Raw genomic sequence first — 18,495 nt, forward strand, 5'->3', positions numbered from 1 at the left:
CCTTTGTGAGGCTGACGAGGTAAGGAGGCAGCGTGGGTGAGTTCGTACGCCTCGAGGTCGAGGCTGGCATCGGCACGATCCGGCTGGACCGGCCGCCGGTCAACGCGCTGAACAACCAGGTGCAGGCCGAACTCGGCGAGGTCGCGGCCGAGGCGAGCAGCCGGGCGGACGTCCGTGCCGTCGTGCTGTACGGCGGCGAGAAGACCTTCGCGGGCGGTGCGGACATCAAGGAGATGGCTGCCAAGTCCTACGCCGAGATGGTGGCCTTCGGCACCGCGCTTTCGGCCTCGCTGACCGCGCTCGCCGAGATCCCCAAGCCAACGGTCGCCGCGATCACCGGCTACGCGCTCGGCGGTGGTCTCGAGCTCGCGCTGACCGCCGACCGCAGGATCGCGGGAGACAACGTGAAGGTGGGCCAGCCCGAGATCGGGCTCGGCATCATTCCGGGGGCGGGCGGCACGCAGCGGTTGCCGAGGCTCATCGGGCCGAGCAAGGCCAAGGACCTGATCTACACCGGACGGTTCGTCGAGGCGGCCGAGGCGCTGGAGCTGGGCATCGTGGACCAGGTGGTGGCGCCCGACGATGTCTACTCCACCGCGCACGCCTGGGCCGCGCAGTTCGCGAACGGTCCCGCCGTCGCGCTGCGCGCCGCGAAGGCCGCCATCGACGGCGGGCTCGACACCGACCTGCGCACCGGGTTGAAGCTGGAAACCAGCCTGTTCACCGGGCTTTGGGCGACCGAGGACCAGGCGGCCGGGATGCGGTCGTTCATCGAGAACGGCCCGGGCAAGGCCACCTTCGAAGGGAAGTAACCGACGTGACGCAGGTGTCCGACCCCGCGCCCAACCCGCACGCCAGTGCCGAGGAGGTGCGCGCGGCCTTCGACGACCCCAAGCTCGCCAACGTGCTGTACCACGACTGGGAGGCGGGCACCTACGACGAGAAGTGGTCGATCTCCTACGACGAGCGCTGCATCTCCTACGCCACCGAGGTGTTCGAGGCCGTCGCGGGCACGGCGGGGCAGCCCTACCCGACCGCGATGGAACTGGGTAGCGGCACCGGGTTCTTCCTGCTCAACCTGATGCAGGGTGGGATGATCAAGAAGGGGTACGTGACCGACCTCTCGCCCGGCATGGTGGAGGTCGCGCTGCGCAACGCCCGCAACCTCGGGCTCGACGTCGAAGGCAGGGTGGCCGACGCCGAACGCATCCCCTACCCCGACGACAGCTTCGACCTAGTCGTCGGGCACGCCGTACTGCACCACATCCCCGACGTGACCGCGGCGTTGGGTGAGGTGCTGCGGGTGCTCAAGCCGGGCGGCCGGTTCGTGTTCGCGGGGGAGCCCACCCGCATCGGGGACTTCTACGCGCGCAGGCTGGGTCAGCTCACCTGGTGGCTCACCACGAACCTGACCAAGCTGCCCGCGCTGAGCGGTTGGCGGCGGCCGCAGGAAGAGCTGGACGAGTCCTCGCGCGCCGCCGCGCTCGAGGCCGTGGTGGATCTTCACACGTTCGACCCGGCCGAACTGGAGCGCACGGCGCTGGCCGCGGGTGCGGTGGACGTGCGGGCGGTGACCGACGAGTTCAGCGCGGCGCTGGTCGGCTGGCCGATCCGCACGTTCGAGGCCGCCGTGCCGCCGCAGCGGCTCACCGTGCGGTGGCGGCTGTTCGCCTACCACCTGTGGTTGCGGCTTTCGGCGCTGGACCGGAAACTGCTGGCGCGGGTGCTGCCGCGCTCGCTGTTCTACAACGCGATGCTCACCGGTACCAAGCCGCCCGCGCCGACGGAACTGTAGTTGCCCTACACCTTCTCGCTCGACGACGTCGCCTTCCTCCGCTCGCCCGAGGGCGAGCGGGCGGTCGGCGCCTGCGAGGGGCTGGAGTTGACCGGCGAAAGCAAGCTCACCGACGTCGCCACCGCGCGGCGGGCGGTGGGTGAGCGCTACGCCGCCGTGTTGGAGACGGTGCTGTTGCGAAGGAAGGCGCACCGAAAACTCGACGGCGCGGCGCGGTGGCTGTTCACCGAGGACGCGCTGCAACAGGCCACTCCCACCGCGGTGGCCGAGTACCGGGCTCACCGCCTCGCGGGCAGGGACGTGCATGACGTGACGTGCTCGATCGGCGCGGACCTGGTGTGGCTGGCGAGGTCGGCGAGCCGCTGCGTTGGCTCGGACCTCGACGCCGTGCGGCTGGCGATGGCCTCCCACAACTGCTCGGTCGAGGCGGTCGATCCGCTGCTGGCACGGGCCGACGCGCTTGCCCCGGTGACCAGGGATTGCGTCGTGGTGGCCGACCCTGCCCGCCGGGACGTGGCGGGCAGGCGCACCTGGCGGCCGCGGGACTTCATGCCCGCGTTGGACGAGTTGACGTCGGTGTACGCCGGTGCGGACCTGGTGGTGAAGACCGCGCCGGGCATCGACCCCGCCGCCGTGCCGTGGGCCGGCGAGCTGGAGCTGATCTCGCTCGACGGCCAGGTCCGCGAGGCCTGCCTGTGGAGCGAAGGCCTCGCGTCGGCGTCACGCCGGGCGACGGTGCTGCGCTCGGACGGCACCCGCTGGACCGTCACCGACACCGATCCCGACGACGCCACTGTCGCCGAGCCAGGGGAGTGGATCATCGACCCGGACGGTGCCGTGGTGCGGGCCGGGCTCGTGCGGCACTACGCGGCCCGTCACGGGCTGTGGCAACTCGACGAGCGCATCGCCTACCTCAGCGGCGACGAACCGCCGCCCGGCGTGCGTGCCTTCCGGGTGCTGGAGTTCGAGGGCTACAGCGAGAAGACGCTGCGCACGACGCTGCGCAGACACCAGGTGGGCAGGGTGGAGATCCTGGTGCGCGGCCTGGACATCGACCCGAACCTGCTGCGTCGCAGACTCAAGCCGCACGGGCCGAACGAGGCCAGCGTGGTGCTGACCCGGATCGGCCGGTCGCCGATGGCGTTCTTCTGCCGCGCCGAGCGGGTACCGGCCAGGTAGCCACTCGCAAGGCCGGTGGGTATATCGATGCCAATCGATTGACGGGGTGGCCGTCGGCGGTAGATCATGGGGTCATGATGACCGCCGCGACCGACCCGTCGCTGCTTGCCGACCGCGAGGCCGCGACCTACGCGCAGTGGTTCGCCTGTCTCGGCGAGCCCACGCGGGTCCGCCTGCTGCACGCCGTCGCGGTGGCCGCGGGCGGGACCACCGTCGGCGCGCTCACCGAATCGCTCGGCATCAGCCAGTCCACCTGCTCCCACCACGTCCGAAAGCTCGCCGACGTCGGTTTCCTTCGGCTGCACAAGGAAGGGACCACGACGAGGGTGACGATCAACGAGGCGTGCTGCACCGGGCTGCCGCACGCCGCCGACGTGGTGATGGGCATGCTCGCGCACCCGTGCTGCCCGCAGGACGTGCCCGCCGATGTCCAGGTGCGCGCGCTGCGACCCACCGACTGGCCCGCCGTGCGTGACATCTACGCGGAGGGCATCGCCACCGGCGTGGCCACCTTCGAGACCTCGGTGCCCAGCGCGGAGCGGCTGGACGCGGCCTGGCTGCCCGGTCACCGGTGGGTGGCCGAGATCGGCGGCGAGGTGGTGGGCTGGACCGCGCTGCGGCCGGTGTCGGAACGGGAGTGCTACGCCGGGGTCGCCGAGAGCTCGGTCTACGTCGGGGAGGCCTACCGGGGCCGGGGAGTGGGCAAGTCGCTGCTGCGCACCCAGGTGGTCGAAGCCGACCGTGCCGGGCTGTGGACGCTGCAGACCTCGGTGTTCACCGAGAACCGCGCCAGTATCGGCCTGCACCACAGCGCGGGCTACCGCACCGTCGGTGTTCGGGAACGCATCGCCGAGCGCGATGGCGTCTGGCACGACACCGTGCTGCTGGAACGCCGAGCCGACAGCGTCAACGCCGCGTGTGCCCGAACCCCCGACTGTGAGTGCGACTAGCGCGAGTCCCCCGCTCCAGCCCGCGAGTCCCCCGCTCCAGCCCGCGAGTCCCCCGCTCCAGCCCGCGAGTTCTGCGTTGCGGCCCGCGGGTTCGGCCCGCCGCCATGGCGTGCTCAGTCGCGTAGCGCGTCGTCCAGTTCCTTCAACAGTCGCGCCTTCGGCCGGGCGCCGACGAGCGTACGCACTACCCGGCCCTGCCGAAACAACACCAGCGTCGGCAGGGACATCACGTGGTAGTCCCGCGCGATGATCGGGTTCTCGTCGGTGTTGAGCTTGCGGATGGCGAGGGAATCCGGCCGCTCGCGCGCGATCTCGGCCAGCACCGGGGCGATCATGTGGCACGGCGGGCACCACTGCGCCCAGAAGTCGACCAGAACGGGTAGGTCGTGCCGCAGCACCTCACGCTCGAACGTGTCATCGGTAACGGCGAGCACCTCGCCGGGAAGGCTTGTCGACGGCATCAGAAGTTCTCCACTGGGTTCAGTGCCTGCACGCGGCACGGGTCGGGTTGTCGTGACAGAGCGTCGGCCAACTTGGCGAGCAGGCTTTCCCTCGCCGTGTGCAGCTTCTCGAGGCAGGCGTCCACCTCCGCGAGTTTGCGCTGGTAGACCTCGATCGACTCGCAGCAGGAGTCGCCGGTCTCGTGGCCCGCGCGCAGGCAGGCGACGAACGGCCTGGTTTCCTCCAGGCTGAGCCCGATGGCTCGCAGCCGCTGGATCTCGGTGACCAGCCGGTAGTCGTCCTCGTCGTACTCCCGGTAGCCGTTGGCCGCGCGCCGCGCGCCGAGTAGGCCCTGTTCCTCGTAGAACCGCAGGGCGCGGGTGGTCAGGCCCGCCTTCCTTGCCAATTCGCCGATCCGCATGCGAGCGAGCGTAAACCTTGCCGTTGACGGCAACGCAAAACTCCCGCGGGCGCCAGCTCAGCGGCTCAGCAGCGTCTCCCGCTCCATATGCGACAGCTTCTCGGGATTGCGCACGGTGTACAGCCCGGTGATGCGGCCGTCGTCGATGCGCAGAGCCACAACGCTGTCGAGTTCGCCGTCCAGCTTCAGGATCAGCGCAGGGTAGCCGTTGACCTGCACCGGCCGCATTGACGCCTCGGTGATCCGGCGGAGCCCGGCGGCGAGCAGGCGCGCCACCTTGTCGGCACCCACGACGGGGCGCGGCACCGCCTGTTTGATTCCGCCGCCGTCGCCGAGGAGCACGACGTCGGGGGCGAGGAGGTCGAGCAGATTCCGCAGGTCGCCGGTCTCGACGGCTCGCTGGAACGCTTCCAGCGCCCTGCGGACATCCTCAGGAGAAGCCACTCCTCGTGGGCGGCGCGCGGCGACGTGCTCCCGCGCCCGGTGGGCGATCTGCCGTACGGCGGCGGGGCTCTTGTCGACGGCTTCGGCGATCTCGCCGTAGTCGAAGGCGAACACCTCACGCAGCACGAACACCGCTCGTTCGGTCGGCGTCAGTGTCTCCAGCACCAGCAGCATCGCCATCGAGACGCTGTCGGCCAACTCGATGTCCTCGGCTACGTCCGGCGCGGTGAGCAGCGGCGCGGGCAACCACTGGCCGACGTAGGACTCCTTGCGTCTGCGAAGGGTGCGCAACCGGTTGAGCGCCTGCCGGGTGGTGATCCGGACGAGATACGCACGCTCGTCTCGCACCGTGTCGAGATCGACGCTCGCCCAACGCAGCCAGGTTTCCTGGAGGACATCCTCCGCGTCGGCCGCCAGGCCGAGCATCTCGTAGGCGACGGTGAACAGCAGGTTGCGGTGGGCGAGAAAGGTCTCGGTGGCCCGGTCCGGGCGTCCGCCGCGATCGCCGGGCGTGGTCCGCGGTGTGCCAACCATGGCGGCTCCTGTTCGAATCCGACTGTGTCACCGATCAGACACCGGACCACGCACCGTTGTGACATCGAGACCGTAGCCGGGCTGGGTGTCGTGCGTCATCACGCCGCACTGTCACAGGGAGTGGGCGAGCGGCATCTGGTGTTCGTCACATACCACCGAAGTGGAGGACGACATCATGGAACCCCGGATCAATCTGATGGCGAACGAGACCGCGAGCAGGTTCGGCAAGCGGTTCGCCGCCGCGGGCCAGGTGGTCGAGCAGTCGCTGCCGAAAAGCTTGCAGGAGCTGGTGTCGCTGCGCACCAGCCAGATCAACGGCTGCGCGTTCTGCGTCGACATGCACACCAAGGAGGCCGCACACGCGGGGGAAACCGCGATCAGGCTCAATCTGGTCGCCGCCTGGCGGGAGGCCACGGTGTTCACCGACGCCGAGCGCGCCGCGCTGGCGCTCACCGAGGAGGCCACCCGGCTGGCCGACGGCCACCACGGCGTGTCGGACGAGACCTGGGCGCAGGCGCGCGAGCACTACGACGAGGATCGGATCGCAGCGCTGGTCTGCCTCATCGCACTCGTCAACGCGGCCAACCGGCTCAATGTCAGCGTGCGCAACCCGGCAGGGTCCTACGAGCCCGGCATGCTGGCCGCCATGCAGGACAGCCTTCAGCACTGAGCGGCTGCCGGACCACCTGCCCGGCCTGGGGATCGCCGGGCCGGGCAGGCGTGGGTCCGCCCCTACTGCCGCTGCCCGAGCATGGTGAGGTAGGCATCGAGCTGGGCCGCTCCCGCGAGCAGGGCGCGGCTGCGCGTGGTCAGCCGGTCCTGCCAGGAGTCGAGGAAGGCGTTCAACGCTTCCGCCCCGCCCGCCTCGCGCAGCGAATCCAGGAACCGCGCGACCTGGTGCAGCGGGTAGCCGCCTCGGCGTAGCTGCCGTGCGATCTCGGCGTCGCGCACGCACTCCGGGTCGTATCGGCGGTAACCCGTCGTCCGGTCTCGTTCGGGGCGCAGGATGCCATGGGCCTCCCAGGTGCGCAGCGTCGCGGGGTGCACACCGAGGCGGCGTGCGAGTTGCCCTACCGTCAGTGGTCCGCCGCGAACGGCGGTGGGTGTCGTGGTGGACAGGCTGCTCAGCGAGGCCGCGACCTCGGTGCGGGTGTCCCGTTCGGCTCGCAGCCGGCCATGTGTGGCGTCGATGAGCCGGTAGGCGGACTCGGTGTCGCCGCGGTTGGTCGCGCGCATGATCTCCAGTGCCCGTTGATGCCCGTGGCCGCCTCGAAGCGCGAGGAAGGCGCGCAGGGCCTGTGCGTGCAGGGGTGTGTAGCGCCGGTGGCCGGCTTGGCTACGCCGCGTCGGAGGGAAGACGCCCGCGTCTTCGTAGTTGCGGATCGCCTGCGAGGACAATCGGTGTTCCCGGGCGAGATCGATGGGTCGCACCTGTACCTCCGATTGAGGTTCCAAGCTACCAAACACCAGGTAGTCGCTGGCGAAGTTTCACTCGATTCTTCAACGATACTGTCGAGGGCGATCGGTTTTCGGAAAGGATCGCCCATGTCCACTGCCACGTCACTGCGCGGCCTCGGCCGCCAACTCGACGATGCCGCGAGCCTCGGCCGTGCCATCGACGAGCTGCTCGCCACGCGAACGCAACCGCCTGCCCTGCTTGGCCTCGGCGAGCCGACACACGGAATCGCGGCGTTTCCGTTGCTGCGAAACGAACTTCTCGAACACCTCGTCGAGCGCGGGTACCGGTCGATCGTGCTGGAGACCGACAGCTTCGCCGCGTCCGTCGTGGACGACTACGTGGCCGGGGGGACCGCGGAGATCGGCACGGTGCTCGCCACCGGGTTCAGTCACGGGTTCGGCAACGTGCCGGGCAACCGCGAACTCGTCGAGTGGCTCCAGGCGTACAACGCCGGCCGTGCGCCGCGGGACCGGGTTCGCTTCCACGGTTTCGACGCGCCGATGGAGTTCTCCGCCGCGCCGAGCCCGCGGCGCGCACTGTCCACAGTGAACGACTATCTACCCGCAGTGCTGCGGGTAGGGTCGGCCCGTGACCTCGACGCGCTGCTCGGCGACGAGACGGAGTGGACCAACGAGGCGGCCATGTTCGACCCTGCGGCGTCCATCGGCGACTCCGACCGTGCTCGCGCGCTGCGTATCGTCGCCGACGACCTCGCGAGCGCGCTGCGCCGCGCTGCACCCAGCCTGCGTCCCGCAGACCCCACCGGCTACGACAACGCCCTCGCGCACGCGCGCACCGCGCAGGGCCTGCTGCGCTATCACGCGGCCATGGCCACTCCCGCACCCGACCGCATCGCGACCCTGCTCAGCCTGCGCGCGGAGCTGATGGCGGACAACCTGCTCGCGATCCTCGCGCGGGAGCGGCGACGCGGGCCGAGCCTGGTGTTCGCGCACAACGTGCACCTGCAGCGTGCGCGGTCACGCATGCCGGTCGGAGCGGAAGAGGTGAGCTGGGGGAGCGCGGGCGCGCTGGTGGCTCTCATCCTCGGCGAGGGCTACGTGTTCGTGGCGACCGACGCCAACCCGCACAGCGATCCGGGCACCCTGCAGGGCGCGCTGGCCGAGGCGACCACCCGCCGTGCCCTGTTCCCGGCGCGGGCCCTGCGCGCGGCGTTGCCATCGGATATCGGCGCGGGCAAGGAGGTCGTGCGCGGCCACATCCCGCTCAGCCCGGCGGACCTGGAGTGCGCCGACGCCGTCATCTTCGTCGCCGACACCGACGGGAAACGGCAGCAGTACTGGTAGCGGTCGGCTGGGCGCCGCGACGATCCGGCTTGACATGAAACCAAAAGGTTTCCTATTGTGGGCCGTGTGGAACAGGTCTTCAAGGCGTTGGCGGATTCCACCCGCCGGGAACTACTCGACGAGCTGTTCCGCCGCGACGGGCAGTCGCTAAACGCGTTGGCGAGCCGGTTCGCGATGACGAGGGTCGCCGTGGCCAAGCACCTTCGCGTGCTCGAGGAAGCCGGGCTGGTCGTGTCGGACCGGCGGGGCAGGCAGAAGTTGCACTTCCTGAACCCCGTGCCGATCCGGCTGGTCCACGACCGCTGGGTCAGCAAATACACCGAGACGTGGGCCGAGGGCCTCGTCGATCTGAAGCGGCAGCTGGAGGCACCCGTGGAGAAGATGTTCGAGATCTTCATCCGTACCACACCGCAACGGCTATGGCAGGCGATCACCGATCCGGATACGCGGGCGCGGTTCCAGTTCGGCGCGCGCGTGGAATCGGACTGGACTACAGGCTCCGCCTACCTGGTCAGCCACGAAGGGGCAGGCGGGTTGATCGAGGGGGAGAACCTGGAGGTCGACCCGCCCCGGCGGCTCGTGCAGAGCTACCACGCCATCTGGGACGACGACATCTCAGCTCAGGGAACCAGCCGGGTGACCTGGGAGATCGAGCAGGTCGGCGACAGCTGCCGACTTGTCGTCCGGCACGACCAACTCCCCGCCGACGCCGACGAGCACCTGTACGGGGGTTGGCCGATGATCCTGTCCGGTCTCAAGACCTGGCTGGAGACCGGCACGGAACTCACCACACCCGGCTCACTGATGTACGGAGGCGAATCAGCATGACCGCACGACACGCCAGCCTCTACGGGAGGCTGGACAAGACATTCACAGCGACCCTGCGCAAGAGCCCGAAGCCGGGCGGCTGGACCTACGTCGTGATGCCCGACTCGGCCGAGTTCTTCGGAACGCGCGGCCTGGTGAAGGTTCGGGGCCGCGTCGAGGACGAGCCGTTCGTCGGCTCTTTCATGGCTCTCGGCGACGGCACTCACAAGCTCGCGTTCGCCGCCGACACCCGCGCCCGCATCGGCAAGCAGGCGGGCGACACCGTCACCGTCACCCTCGACGAGCGGATCGCGCGATGACAACGCAGGCGAACGCGATCACGGGAATCCGAGCCGTCAGCGTGCCCGTCACCGACCAGGAGCAGGCGTTGCGGTTCTACGTCGACACGCTCGGTTTCACCGTGCTGCGCGACGGGCCGATCCCGACCGGGCGCTGGATCGAACTCGCGCCCGGCAGCGACGATGTCGTCGTCACGCTGGACCACGCCACCGGTGACGTCAGCCGTGGCGCGATCATGATCAGGTTCACCACCGACGACGCGGCGGCGGCGCACACCACCCTCACTGAGGCCGGTGTCGACACCGACGAGATCCTCAACTGGCCAGGCGTGCCGCCGATGTTCGCCTTCCGCGACCCCGACGGCAACGCCTTCTCCATCACCGAGACCATCACCGAGGCCATCACCGAGACCTGAGCCATCGGCTGCGGCCGGTTGCTCAGGTCACTGCCGCCCGGGCGTGCGACAGCAGTTCGTCGACCGACCACTGGTCGTAGGCGTGCTTGCCGTACTTGGCAGCGAGCACGCGGCCACCGGGGGCGATGAGGAAGTCCGCGGGCAACCCGAGCCTTCCGCCCTGCTGCCTGGCCGCGGGGGGTCGGTACTTGCCGAGGAGCGTCAGTGCCGAGCCGCGCAGGATCGCGCCCAAGGTGCGCGGATGCAGCAGCGCGCGACGGCTGGATTCCACGCCGAACTCCCGGTAGTAGCGCTTCGTCGGATCGGCGATCACCGCGAAGGGCAAGTCGTAGGCGCGCAGTTCGGCCGCTGGTGAGTGGAAGAACACGACCTCGCGGATCCCCGCGGCGGTGATCTCCTCATGCCGCGACGCGATCGAGCGCAGGTGAAGGTTGCAGATCGGGCAGCCGGCGAACCGGCGGAAGTTCAGGTGCACCAGGGATTCGGGATCAGGAACGGGAATGCGCTCGCCGGTGACGGTGACCAGTTCGCGCTCGGCTACGTCGAGCATGGGGACCTCCTGGTAAGCGTGCGGTGTACGCCTACGAAGTTATGCGCGTATGCTGTACGCTGTCAAACGTCATGCCACGACCTCGTTCCCTGACGCCCACCCAGCTGGCGACGGCGGCACTGGCCGTTGTCGACCGGGAGGGACTCGGCGCCCTCTCTATGCGCACGGTCGCCAAGGAACTCGGCATGGGCACGATGTCGCTCTATCGCTACGTCTCCGACCGCGACCAGGTCGAGGCACTCGTGGTCGACCTGGTGTTGCAGGCCGTGGATGTCAGCATGCCGCGCGGCTCGGCCGGACGGCGCCTGCGCGTGCTCGCCGACCGCGCGCGGGCCGCGGTATCCGCCCATCCGGCGGTCGTGCCGCTGTTGCTCACCCACCGGCACCGCTCGCCCAGTTCGCGCCGCTGGGGTGAGGCGATGCTGACGGTGCTCACCGAAGCCGGACTCACCGGAAGGCAACGGGCGATCGCTTTCCGGGCGATCCTGGGATACGTTTTCGGCGCCCTGCAGCTGGAATACTTCAGCCCGCTGTCCGGGCCGGGCACCGATGCGCTGGCCGAACTGCCAGTCGGGGAGTTTCCGATCCTGTCTCAGACAGCCATGGCAGCCAAAGCCATCCCCGCGCGAGAGGAGTTCCGGCAAGGTCTGGACATCCTGCTGCGTGGCCTCGGTGTGTGAGTGTTCCTCAGCGTGCCCATTCGGGTGCCCAGACATCACTGTCGGTCGTTGCTTGGTGTCGCACCAGCAGGTACTACCTTCATCGGTGCGGGGTCGCGATACCTCTGGCCCGAAAGCTACGACCTGCGACGGATCCCGATCGTCAACCCGGTCCCGGTCTGGCGAGTTGGTTGGATTCGGCGATCTCGGCCAGGAGCACCTCGTATCCGAAGCTCGGTCCGATGGTGTCGATGGTGAGCCAAGCGGCGAAGGCCTCGTTGAGGTGGCGCACCGACACCCTCCCGCGTCGTTTCAGTGATCCATAACGCCGGATGGTGACCAGGCGCGAGTAGCGGCCGTATTTCTTCCACCCATTCCCGCAACAGATCGACGACCCAGTCCAGTTCTGGCACTGTCAGCACGGTCCGGCGCTTCGGTGGACTGCCGCGGGACGCCTTGCCATAGCGGACTTGTACCGACCCAAACTCCCGTACTCCGGTGCCCGAGAGTTGCGGCGAAGGTCCGCCAGATCCAGTCGAGCGGCTTCTTGCCGCAGCAACCCATAGGCGTAGATCGATTTCAGCATGGCCGCCTCCCGCAGCGCGGCGAGCGCGCCTTTGCGGCCGCGGCGCCGGATCTGCTCGACACGATCGTCGGCGGCGTCGAACAGCGTCTGCACCTCGTCGTAGGTCAACGCCCGCCGCGCCGGTCGGCACTCCACCTCGACCAGATGCGCCACGGTGTTCCACTCATGGCAGATCTGCGCGGGCACCTCGCCGAACCGCTGCTCGCACCCCACCGGCCAGCCGTAGCGGGCATCGGTGATGAACTCGCAGAACAACCGCAGCGTCAGCTGGTGGCCCCGCACCGTCGAGTGCGCCAGCGGCGCCGGGCCCGACACCAGCTCGGTGGTGAACGCCTCCACCTCGCCTGGACCCCACTGCCACGGATATAGGCCCGTGAACTCGGCGAACCGGCGCAGCAGTCGGACCCGCGGCGCGATCGTCTCCGCTCGCAGGAAACGGCTCCGTTGCTGGCATTCCCAGCCCTCCAGCATGGCCTCGAACACCGCCGTGGCCTCGTCCAGATGCCGCACCCGGGCGCCAGCACCAGATGCGGAACCTCCGGTTGTATCGGATACAACATCGTTGGATCCATACCGGTTGACCCAGGTCAACGACACGCGGCCGAATCACGCAGCTTCACACGGAAACGGGTTCGGCCTGCAAGAATGAGACAACATCGCACCGTGGCCAATGTTGCATCAGATGCGATAGATCCTAATTCGTCGGTCGGCCCGCTCCCGCGTAGTCGTCGCCGGGGGTGCGGTAGTTGTGCACCTGCACCGCCTGTCCGAACGTGGGCGCGTCGATCATCTGCTGGTTGCCGATGTAGAGCCCGACGTGATGGATTTTCGTCGCTGGATCGCCGTAGAAGATCAGATCACCGAGTTGTGGTTCCTCGCCTTCGGGCACCCTGGGCACACTGTTGTACTGCGTGTGGGCCGTGCGCAGCAGTTCAATCCCGGCCTCGGCGTAGGCGGCCGTGGTCAGTCCCGAGCAGTCGAACCCCGCGTCGCCGTGCTCGGTGCCGTTGCCGCCCCACACGTACGGCAGGCCGATCTTGTCGATGGCGAAGGTGACGGCGGTCAGCGCGGCCCGGTTGGGTTTCTCGCCGCGCTGCCCGACGGTGCCGTACACGTTGGCGGTGGCCAGCACCCGGTGCAGGAACAGCGGTGCGGGCTGCAGCCGCGCGACACCGGCCAGCCAGTCGTCGCCGTCGGAAAGGTCGCTGCCCTGCGCGCACAGCGCCCTGCCCGCCGTCAGTGCTGCGTCGTCGACGTCCTGCACGTCGGGCTCGTCGCCGGAAGCGCTTGCGGCCCACCGCTGCCACACCGAGGGCGACAGTTGCAGCGGGCCCGCCGATCCGGGCTGCGAGATGACCTCGCCCGCGAAGTCGCGCAACTCGATGGTGCCGATGGGTTCGGAGACGGTGCCGTCGTCGGTGAGTTCGCCGCCTGCCGCCCTGCCGTGGTCGCTCGCGGTCTTGCCGATACCGGCGAGGGTCACCCAGGAAAGGTTGCAGCCGGGCCGTTCCTCGGAGAGGGCGACCGTCGCGGTGGCGTAGGCACGCATCGCGCGCTGCGGGATGTCCAGCCACCGCGCCACGTCGTCCACCCATGCCTCGAACCGGGGCCCGGACTCGGTGGGCACGCTTGTCTCACTGGCAGGAGTACTCGCGGGCGGCGGTTGCGTCGACGAGTCGGGGGCCGACGAACGTCCTCCGGTCGACGCCGCGGCCTTGACGTCCTCCTGGGCGCTGGGTGACAGCCGCAGCGCCACCACGAGCACGGCCGCCGCGGCCACCACCGCGGCCAGTGCGATGACCAGCGTCCGGCTGCGCGACCGTCCTTCACCGTCCCCGCTCATGGGCACAGGATAGGCAGCGACAGTGCAGCGACCGTGAAAACGCCCTTCATGCCGGTTGTCCCGCCAGCCGCCGCAGCAGGAACGCCCGCAGCTCGTCCAGGTCGGTGTCCATCGCGACGGCAACGGTCGGCCTGTCCTGGCCCGGTTCCTCGGTCTCGGCCCGCACCTGCGGCCTGCGGCGGTCCACCACGGTGGCTCCTCGAGCCGGGCCGAGCGAGGTCTCCACCGAAACCGGCACCGACTCGGTTCGCAGCATTCCCGGGCTGATCGCCTCCGCCACCGCGACGGCGTCGTGCAACGCCATCGCGTTGCGGCCGAGCGCCTTGCGGTAGTGCGCGAGGTAGGCAGGGGTCAGCGCCTCCAGCGCGGCGCCGACCGGCCCGCGGGCGCCGAGTGTGGCGAGCCAGTCCGCGCTCACCGCGCAGCGATAGGTCAGGTCCATCGGCACCAGCACGCAGGAAATCTCGCCACCGGTGAGCACCCGGTGTGCGGCTTCGGGATCGCTGAAGATGTTGAACTCGGCTGCCGCGGTGCTGTTGCCATGACCGAGCGCGCCGCCCATCACCACCACGCGGGCGATCCTTTCGGCCGCACCGGGATGCGCCGCGAGCAAGGTGGCGATGTTGGTCAACGGCCCGATCGCGGCGATCGTCACCGGCTCCCGCGACTCCGCGAGCAGCCTCGCCAGCAGGCTCACCGCGTCGATGTCCTCGTCGTCGCGCCGCGGCTCGGGTAGCAGGTGTGCGCGCCCGGAGAGCCCGTCGTCGCCGTGCACGGGACGCGCCTGCCGCCACTGCGGATGCACAAGTGGCCGCGCCGCCCCCGCGGCCACCGGCACGTCGTCGCGCTCGCACAGCGCCAGCACGCGGCGCGCGTTGTGGGTGGTCGCCGGGAGACCGACGTTGCCGAACACCGTCGTGACACCGAGCAACTCGACGTCGTCGCTGAGTGCGGCAAGCGCGATCGCGAACGCGTCGTCCACGCCGGGGTCGGTGTCGATGACCAGCTTGGTAGGCATCGGTCACTCCCTCACTCGGCTGCTTCGGCACACAGGTTACGGTCACCGCATGACGTCCATGTGGGGTTCACCGGTGCTGGCGCGGCTGCGGGGCTGGCGCCGGGCGCGCCGTGATCCGCGGCAGGCGAGGTTCCTGACCGCCGACTCGCTGCGCTGGGTGGTGCGCAACCGCGCCTTCACGCCGTGGTACCTGGTGCGTTACTGGCGACTGCTGAAGTTCCGCGTCGCCAACCCGCACATCGTGCTGCGCGGCATGGTGTTCCTCGGCCGTGACGTGGAGATCCACTGCCGCCCCGGTTACGGGCGCATGGAGATCGGGCGCTGGGTGCACATCGGTGACGGCAACGCCATCCGCTGCCACGAGGGTTCGCTGCGCATCGGCGACAAGGTGGTTTTCGGCAGGCAGAACGTGCTCAACGGCTACCTCGACATCGAGATCGGCGCGGCGACGCTGGTGGCCGACTGGGTCTACGTGTGCGACTTCGACCACGTCACCACCGACATCAACCTGCCGATCAAGGATCAGGGCATCGTCAAGGCTCCCGTGCGGATCGGGCCGGACACCTGGATCGGCACCAAGGTGTCGGTGCTGCGCGGCACGAGGGTGGGCCGGGGTTGCGTGCTCGGCGCGCATGCCGTGGTGCGCGGCGACATTCCCGACCACGCCATCGCGGTGGGCTCGCCCGCCCGCGTGGTGCGCGACCGCAAGGCCGACTACGAGGCCGACGCCGAACGCAGGGAGGCGGTGCGGGACATGGCCCGCAAGGCGTCCAAGGCGCTGCGAAAGACACTCGGCGAGTGAGCGAGGCCTGCCGAGCCGGATCGACCGCGCCGGTCAGGAGTCCTGCTTCGGCACGGCCGGGTAGGGAACGAAGGTGCTGGTGTTCTCGTCCACGGTGAGCTGCTTGCCGATGGTAGGGAACGCCCGCTGCGGGCAGGCGGGCCGCTCGCAGACCTTGCAGCCCATCCCGATCGGGGTGGCCGCTGCCTTGTCGTCGAGGTCGAGGCCCGCGGAGTAGACCAGCCGGTGGGCGTGGCGCAGCTCGCAGCCAAGCCCGACGGAGAACATCTTGCCGGGACTTCCGTATCCGCCGATGTTGCGGGCGATGGTGCGCGCCACCCAGAAGTAGCTCTTGCCGTCGGGCAGCGTGGCCACCTGGCTGAGGATCTTGCCGGGCGAGGTGAACGCCTCGTAGATCACCCACAGCGGGCACGCGCCGCCGACGCGGGAGAAGTGGAACCCGGCCGCGGACTGCCGCTTCGACATGTTGCCCGCGCGGTCGACGCGGACGAACGAGAACGGGATGCCACGCAGTTTCGGCCGCTGCAGCGTGGACAGCCGGTGACATACCGTCTCGAACCCGACGCCGAAGTGGTCGCACAGCAGCTCGATGTCGTAGCGCAGCCGCTCGGCCTGCCCGTGGAACTGGCGGTAGGGCAGGATGAGCGCGCCCGCGAAGTAGTTGGCCAGCCCCACCCGCGCCAGCGAGCGCGCGGGCGGGCCGGAGAACGCCCATGAGTCGGCCAACTCGTTGATGAGGTCGTCGTACTCCAGCAGCGCGATCTGCGAGGCCATCCGGAACGCCTGCTGCCCGATGCGCAGGCTCGGTGCCATCCGCAGGATGCGGCCCTGCGGCTCGTAGCGGTGCTGCTCGCCGGAGGCCTCGTCGATGCCCTCCGTGGTGACGGTGAGGCCGTAGTGCTCCACCAGGCGGTCGCGAAGGCCGTTACGCACCTCGCCGCGCCGCAGGCCAAGCTCCTCGTACATCTTCTCGGCGCGCTCGTCGAGCTCGGCGACGTAGTTCTCCCGCTCGTAGAAGAAGTCGCGCACCTCCTCGTGGGGAAGCGGCGCCGCGGCGCTGCCGTGCATGCCGCGGCCGTCCTCCGCGACGAGGGCGGCGGTGCTCTCCACGGCGTTGCGGTAGCGGCGGTGCAGCTTCACCAGCGCGTCGGCGATGGTCGGCAGGTTCTTGGCCAGGTCGTTGATCTCCCCAGGGGAGACCGGGGCGCCGATGGACTCATCCAGCAGCGCCTCCCGCACGTCGGCCACGATCCGGGAGGTGTCGTTGTCGGCGAAGAACTCGGCGTCGACACCGAAGGCCTCGGTGATGCGCAGCAGCACCGGGACGGTCAGCGGCCTGCTGTTGTGCTCGATCTGGTTGAGGTAGCTCGGCGAGATCTCCAGCAGCCTCGCGAGGTCCGCCTGGCTCATCGACCGGCTTTCTCGCAGATGCCGCAACCTCGCGCCCGCGAAGGTTTTGTCCACGCTGCCCGACTCCCTCCGAAGGGTTTCCCGTGCGGTACCGATCAAGCCGGTAGATTCCGCAGCTTTGCGAACCACGTGTTCGCAACCTTCGCAGGAGTCTACGGAAAATTCGCACAAATTGGCAAATTGGAGATCTGGCCGAGTTTTCGCAGCACATGTCATCGTCAGGGTTAGCAGGCGAGTTATCGCAGAGTTCGCAAAGTTGGAGAGGCCACGATGACTGTGTCCCCGGAGCAACGCTTCGAGCAGGAAGCCGCCAAGCTTGCCAAGGAATGGGAGAGCAACCCGCGCTGGAAGGGCGTGAAGCGCTCCTACTCGGCGGCCGACGTGGTGAAGCTGCGCGGCAGCGTCGTCGAGGAGCACACGCTCGCGCGCCGCGGGGCTGAGAAGCTGTGGAATCTGCTGCACACCGAGGACTACGTGCACTCCCTTGGTGCGCTGACCGGTAACCAGGCGGTGCAGCAGGTCCGTGCCGGCCTGAAGGCGATCTACCTCTCCGGCTGGCAGGTGGCGGCCGACGCCAACCTGGCGGGCCAGACCTACCCGGACCAGAGCCTGTACCCGGCCAACTCGGTGCCCGCGGTGGTGCGCCGGATCAACAACGCGCTGGCCCGCGCCGACCAGATCAACTGGGCGGAGGGCAACACCGACATCGACTGGTTCGCCCCGATCGTCGCCGACGCCGAGGCGGGCTTCGGCGGCCCGCTGAACGCCTTCGAGCTGATGAAGGGCATGATCGCAGCCGGTGCCGCTGGCGTGCACTGGGAGGACCAGCTCGCGTCGGAGAAGAAGTGCGGCCACCTCGGTGGCAAGGTGCTGATCCCCACCAAGCAGCACGAGCGCACCCTCAACGCCGCGCGGCTGGCCGCCGACGTGCTCGACGTGCCCTCGCTGATCGTCGCCCGCACCGACGCGCAGGCGGCCACGCTGCTGACCAGCGACGTCGACGAGCGGGACCGCAAGTACGTGACCGGCGACCGCACGTCGGAGGGCTTCTACGAGGTCCGCAACGGCATCGAGCCGTGCATCGACAGGGGGCTGGCCTACGCGGAGTACGCCGACCTGCTGTGGATGGAGACCTCCGAGCCCGACCTCGACGTCGCCCGCGAGTTCGCCGAGGCGATCAAGGCCAAGCACCCGGACCAGATGCTGGCCTACAACTGCTCGCCGTCGTTCAACTGGCGCAAGCACCTGGACGACGCCACGATCGCCAAGTTCCAGCGCGAACTGGGCCACATGGGATACAAGTTCCAGTTCATCACGCTGGCGGGCTTCCACGCGCTGAACTACTCGATGTTCGACCTGGCCAAGGGCTACGCGAACGAGGGCATGACCGCCTACGTGGACCTGCAGGAGCGCGAGTTCGCCGCCGAGGAGCGCGGCTACACCGCCACCAAGCACCAGCGCGAGGTGGGCACCGGCTGGTTCGACCTGGTCAGCACCGCGCTGAACCCGGAGAGCTCGACGACCGCGCTGAAGGGTTCCACCGAGGAAGCACAGTTCTGACCCCTCGCTGAAGGGAAG

The 18,495-nt window shown here is 69.2% G+C and carries 22 protein-coding genes; 12 read left to right on the plus strand and 10 right to left on the minus strand.

Annotated elements, in window-relative coordinates; genetic code table 11:
* The first annotated feature begins 32 nt into the window (after positions 1-32).
* From FHU38_RS07095 to FHU38_RS07110, 4 genes are all read left to right on the plus strand, one after another.
* Positions 33-812, plus strand: a complete 780-nt coding sequence (locus FHU38_RS07095; protein ID WP_167167908.1) for an enoyl-CoA hydratase/isomerase family protein — start codon at positions 33-35, stop codon at positions 810-812.
* A 5-nt stretch (positions 813-817) separates the two neighbouring features.
* Positions 818-1,795, plus strand: a complete 978-nt coding sequence (locus FHU38_RS07100) for a class I SAM-dependent methyltransferase (RefSeq protein WP_167167912.1) — start codon at positions 818-820, stop codon at positions 1,793-1,795.
* Positions 1,796-2,974, plus strand: coding sequence for a class I SAM-dependent methyltransferase (locus tag FHU38_RS07105; protein WP_167167915.1), 1,179 nt, complete (start codon positions 1,796-1,798; stop codon positions 2,972-2,974).
* Positions 2,975-3,048: 74 nt separating this feature from the next.
* Positions 3,049-3,924, plus strand: a complete 876-nt coding sequence (locus FHU38_RS07110; RefSeq protein WP_167167918.1) for a helix-turn-helix domain-containing GNAT family N-acetyltransferase — start codon at positions 3,049-3,051, stop codon at positions 3,922-3,924.
* 113 nt (positions 3,925-4,037) lie between these two features.
* On the opposite strand, the gene trxA is transcribed toward FHU38_RS07110, so the two are convergent.
* Genes trxA through FHU38_RS07125 form a run of 3 tightly spaced genes read right to left on the minus strand, consistent with a single transcriptional unit; the run spans position 4,038 to position 5,764 of the window.
* Positions 4,038-4,385 carry a thioredoxin gene (gene trxA, locus FHU38_RS07115; protein WP_167167921.1) on the minus strand — a complete coding sequence of 116 codons (348 nt, stop codon included), beginning with the start codon at positions 4,383-4,385 and terminating at the stop codon, positions 4,038-4,040.
* Positions 4,385-4,786, minus strand: coding sequence for a MerR family transcriptional regulator (locus FHU38_RS07120; protein ID WP_167167923.1), 402 nt, complete (start codon positions 4,784-4,786; stop codon positions 4,385-4,387). Before FHU38_RS07120 ends, trxA begins: the two co-directional genes overlap by 1 nt.
* Positions 4,787-4,843: 57 nt before the next feature.
* Positions 4,844-5,764 (minus strand): RNA polymerase sigma-70 factor, encoded by a 921-nt coding sequence (locus tag FHU38_RS07125; protein ID WP_167167926.1) that lies wholly within the window; start codon positions 5,762-5,764, stop codon positions 4,844-4,846.
* Positions 5,765-5,939: 175 nt separating this feature from the next.
* Between FHU38_RS07125 and FHU38_RS07130 the strand changes: the two genes are divergently transcribed.
* Positions 5,940-6,434 (plus strand): carboxymuconolactone decarboxylase family protein, encoded by a 495-nt coding sequence (locus tag FHU38_RS07130; RefSeq protein WP_167167930.1) that lies wholly within the window; start codon positions 5,940-5,942, stop codon positions 6,432-6,434.
* 62 nt (positions 6,435-6,496) lie between these two features.
* Here the strand turns inward: FHU38_RS07130 and FHU38_RS07135 are convergent, their stop codons facing one another.
* A complete protein-coding gene (locus tag FHU38_RS07135; protein ID WP_167167933.1) occupies positions 6,497-7,195 on the minus strand; it encodes a MerR family transcriptional regulator in 699 nt (232 codons plus the stop codon).
* Positions 7,196-7,309: 114 nt separating this feature from the next.
* On the opposite strand from FHU38_RS07135, the gene FHU38_RS07140 reads away from it, so the two are divergent.
* From FHU38_RS07140 to FHU38_RS07155, 4 genes are all read left to right on the plus strand, one after another.
* Positions 7,310-8,527, plus strand: coding sequence for an erythromycin esterase family protein (locus tag FHU38_RS07140; RefSeq protein ID WP_167167936.1), 1,218 nt, complete (start codon positions 7,310-7,312; stop codon positions 8,525-8,527).
* Positions 8,528-8,593: 66 nt separating this feature from the next.
* Positions 8,594-9,355 carry an ArsR/SmtB family transcription factor gene (locus FHU38_RS27925; protein WP_167167939.1) on the plus strand — a complete coding sequence of 254 codons (762 nt, stop codon included), beginning with the start codon at positions 8,594-8,596 and terminating at the stop codon, positions 9,353-9,355.
* Positions 9,352-9,654: a DUF1905 domain-containing protein gene (locus FHU38_RS07150; protein WP_167167942.1), complete on the plus strand. Its 303-nt coding sequence runs from the start codon at positions 9,352-9,354 to the stop codon at positions 9,652-9,654. Before FHU38_RS27925 ends, FHU38_RS07150 begins: the two co-directional genes overlap by 4 nt.
* A complete protein-coding gene (locus tag FHU38_RS07155) occupies positions 9,651-10,049 on the plus strand; it encodes a VOC family protein (protein WP_167167944.1) in 399 nt (132 codons plus the stop codon). Before FHU38_RS07150 ends, FHU38_RS07155 begins: the two co-directional genes overlap by 4 nt.
* 22 nt (positions 10,050-10,071) lie before the next feature.
* On the opposite strand, the gene FHU38_RS07160 is transcribed toward FHU38_RS07155, so the two are convergent.
* The gene (locus FHU38_RS07160; RefSeq protein WP_167167946.1) at positions 10,072-10,599 is read right to left on the minus strand and encodes a peroxiredoxin-like family protein; all 528 of its coding nucleotides are present in this window, start codon (positions 10,597-10,599) and stop codon (positions 10,072-10,074) included.
* Between the two features lie 71 nt (positions 10,600-10,670).
* Here FHU38_RS07160 and FHU38_RS07165 point away from each other — a divergent pair, with 71 nt between their 5' ends.
* The gene (locus FHU38_RS07165; RefSeq protein ID WP_167167948.1) at positions 10,671-11,279 is read left to right on the plus strand and encodes a TetR/AcrR family transcriptional regulator; all 609 of its coding nucleotides are present in this window, start codon (positions 10,671-10,673) and stop codon (positions 11,277-11,279) included.
* 142 nt (positions 11,280-11,421) lie between these two features.
* Here FHU38_RS07165 and FHU38_RS27685 read toward each other — a convergent pair whose 3' ends face one another.
* The 4 genes from FHU38_RS27685 to FHU38_RS07180 all read right to left on the minus strand — a co-directional run bounded on the left by FHU38_RS27685 (position 11,422) and on the right by FHU38_RS07180 (position 14,705).
* Positions 11,422-11,550 carry a hypothetical protein gene (locus tag FHU38_RS27685; protein ID WP_279590175.1) on the minus strand — a complete coding sequence of 43 codons (129 nt, stop codon included), beginning with the start codon at positions 11,548-11,550 and terminating at the stop codon, positions 11,422-11,424.
* Between the two features lie 123 nt (positions 11,551-11,673).
* Positions 11,674-12,354: a hypothetical protein gene (locus FHU38_RS07170; protein ID WP_167167950.1), complete on the minus strand. Its 681-nt coding sequence runs from the start codon at positions 12,352-12,354 to the stop codon at positions 11,674-11,676.
* A gap of 184 nt (positions 12,355-12,538) precedes the next feature.
* A complete protein-coding gene (locus FHU38_RS07175) occupies positions 12,539-13,687 on the minus strand; it encodes a C40 family peptidase (protein WP_167167951.1) in 1,149 nt (382 codons plus the stop codon).
* 46 nt (positions 13,688-13,733) lie between these two features.
* Positions 13,734-14,705 (minus strand): nucleoside hydrolase, encoded by a 972-nt coding sequence (locus FHU38_RS07180; protein ID WP_167167953.1) that lies wholly within the window; start codon positions 14,703-14,705, stop codon positions 13,734-13,736.
* A 49-nt stretch (positions 14,706-14,754) separates the two neighbouring features.
* Between FHU38_RS07180 and FHU38_RS07185 the strand changes: the two genes are divergently transcribed.
* Complete coding sequence (locus FHU38_RS07185; RefSeq protein WP_167167955.1) at positions 14,755-15,507, plus strand: acyltransferase; 753 nt, start codon at positions 14,755-14,757, stop codon at positions 15,505-15,507.
* A gap of 33 nt (positions 15,508-15,540) precedes the next feature.
* Here the strand turns inward: FHU38_RS07185 and FHU38_RS07190 are convergent, their stop codons facing one another.
* On the minus strand, positions 15,541-16,971 hold the full coding sequence (locus tag FHU38_RS07190) for a short-chain fatty acyl-CoA regulator family protein (RefSeq protein ID WP_167167958.1): 1,431 nt from the start codon (positions 16,969-16,971) through the stop codon (positions 15,541-15,543).
* 216 nt (positions 16,972-17,187) lie between these two features.
* On the opposite strand from FHU38_RS07190, the gene aceA reads away from it, so the two are divergent.
* Positions 17,188-18,477, plus strand: coding sequence for an isocitrate lyase (gene aceA, locus FHU38_RS07195; RefSeq protein WP_167167961.1), 1,290 nt, complete (start codon positions 17,188-17,190; stop codon positions 18,475-18,477).
* Positions 18,478-18,495: the final 18 nt, after the last annotated feature.

It is taken from the genome of Saccharomonospora amisosensis (genome assembly GCF_011761185.1).
Classification (GTDB): Bacteria; Actinomycetota; Actinomycetes; order Mycobacteriales; family Pseudonocardiaceae; genus Saccharomonospora_A; species Saccharomonospora_A amisosensis.

Excerpts from the sequence above, each read along its gene's own strand:
- aceA (WP_167167961.1), top strand. The coding sequence starts at position 17,188 with ATGACTGTGTCCCCGGAGCAACGCTTCGAGCAGGAAGCCGCCAAGCTT.
- FHU38_RS07140 (WP_167167936.1), top strand. The coding sequence starts at position 7,310 with ATGTCCACTGCCACGTCACTGCGCGGCCTCGGCCGCCAACTCGACGAT.
- FHU38_RS07160 (WP_167167946.1), bottom strand. The coding sequence starts at position 10,599 with ATGCTCGACGTAGCCGAGCGCGAACTGGTCACCGTCACCGGCGAGCGC.
- FHU38_RS07110 (WP_167167918.1), top strand. The coding sequence starts at position 3,049 with ATGATGACCGCCGCGACCGACCCGTCGCTGCTTGCCGACCGCGAGGCC.
- FHU38_RS07130 (WP_167167930.1), top strand. The coding sequence starts at position 5,940 with ATGGAACCCCGGATCAATCTGATGGCGAACGAGACCGCGAGCAGGTTC.
- FHU38_RS07120 (WP_167167923.1), bottom strand. The coding sequence starts at position 4,786 with ATGCGGATCGGCGAATTGGCAAGGAAGGCGGGCCTGACCACCCGCGCC.
- trxA (WP_167167921.1), bottom strand. The coding sequence starts at position 4,385 with ATGCCGTCGACAAGCCTTCCCGGCGAGGTGCTCGCCGTTACCGATGAC.
- FHU38_RS07185 (WP_167167955.1), top strand. The coding sequence starts at position 14,755 with ATGACGTCCATGTGGGGTTCACCGGTGCTGGCGCGGCTGCGGGGCTGG.
- FHU38_RS07175 (WP_167167951.1), bottom strand. The coding sequence starts at position 13,687 with ATGAGCGGGGACGGTGAAGGACGGTCGCGCAGCCGGACGCTGGTCATC.
- FHU38_RS07155 (WP_167167944.1), top strand. The coding sequence starts at position 9,651 with ATGACAACGCAGGCGAACGCGATCACGGGAATCCGAGCCGTCAGCGTG.
- FHU38_RS07180 (WP_167167953.1), bottom strand. The coding sequence starts at position 14,705 with ATGCCTACCAAGCTGGTCATCGACACCGACCCCGGCGTGGACGACGCG.
- FHU38_RS07150 (WP_167167942.1), top strand. The coding sequence starts at position 9,352 with ATGACCGCACGACACGCCAGCCTCTACGGGAGGCTGGACAAGACATTC.
- FHU38_RS07125 (WP_167167926.1), bottom strand. The coding sequence starts at position 5,764 with ATGGTTGGCACACCGCGGACCACGCCCGGCGATCGCGGCGGACGCCCG.
- FHU38_RS07165 (WP_167167948.1), top strand. The coding sequence starts at position 10,671 with ATGCCACGACCTCGTTCCCTGACGCCCACCCAGCTGGCGACGGCGGCA.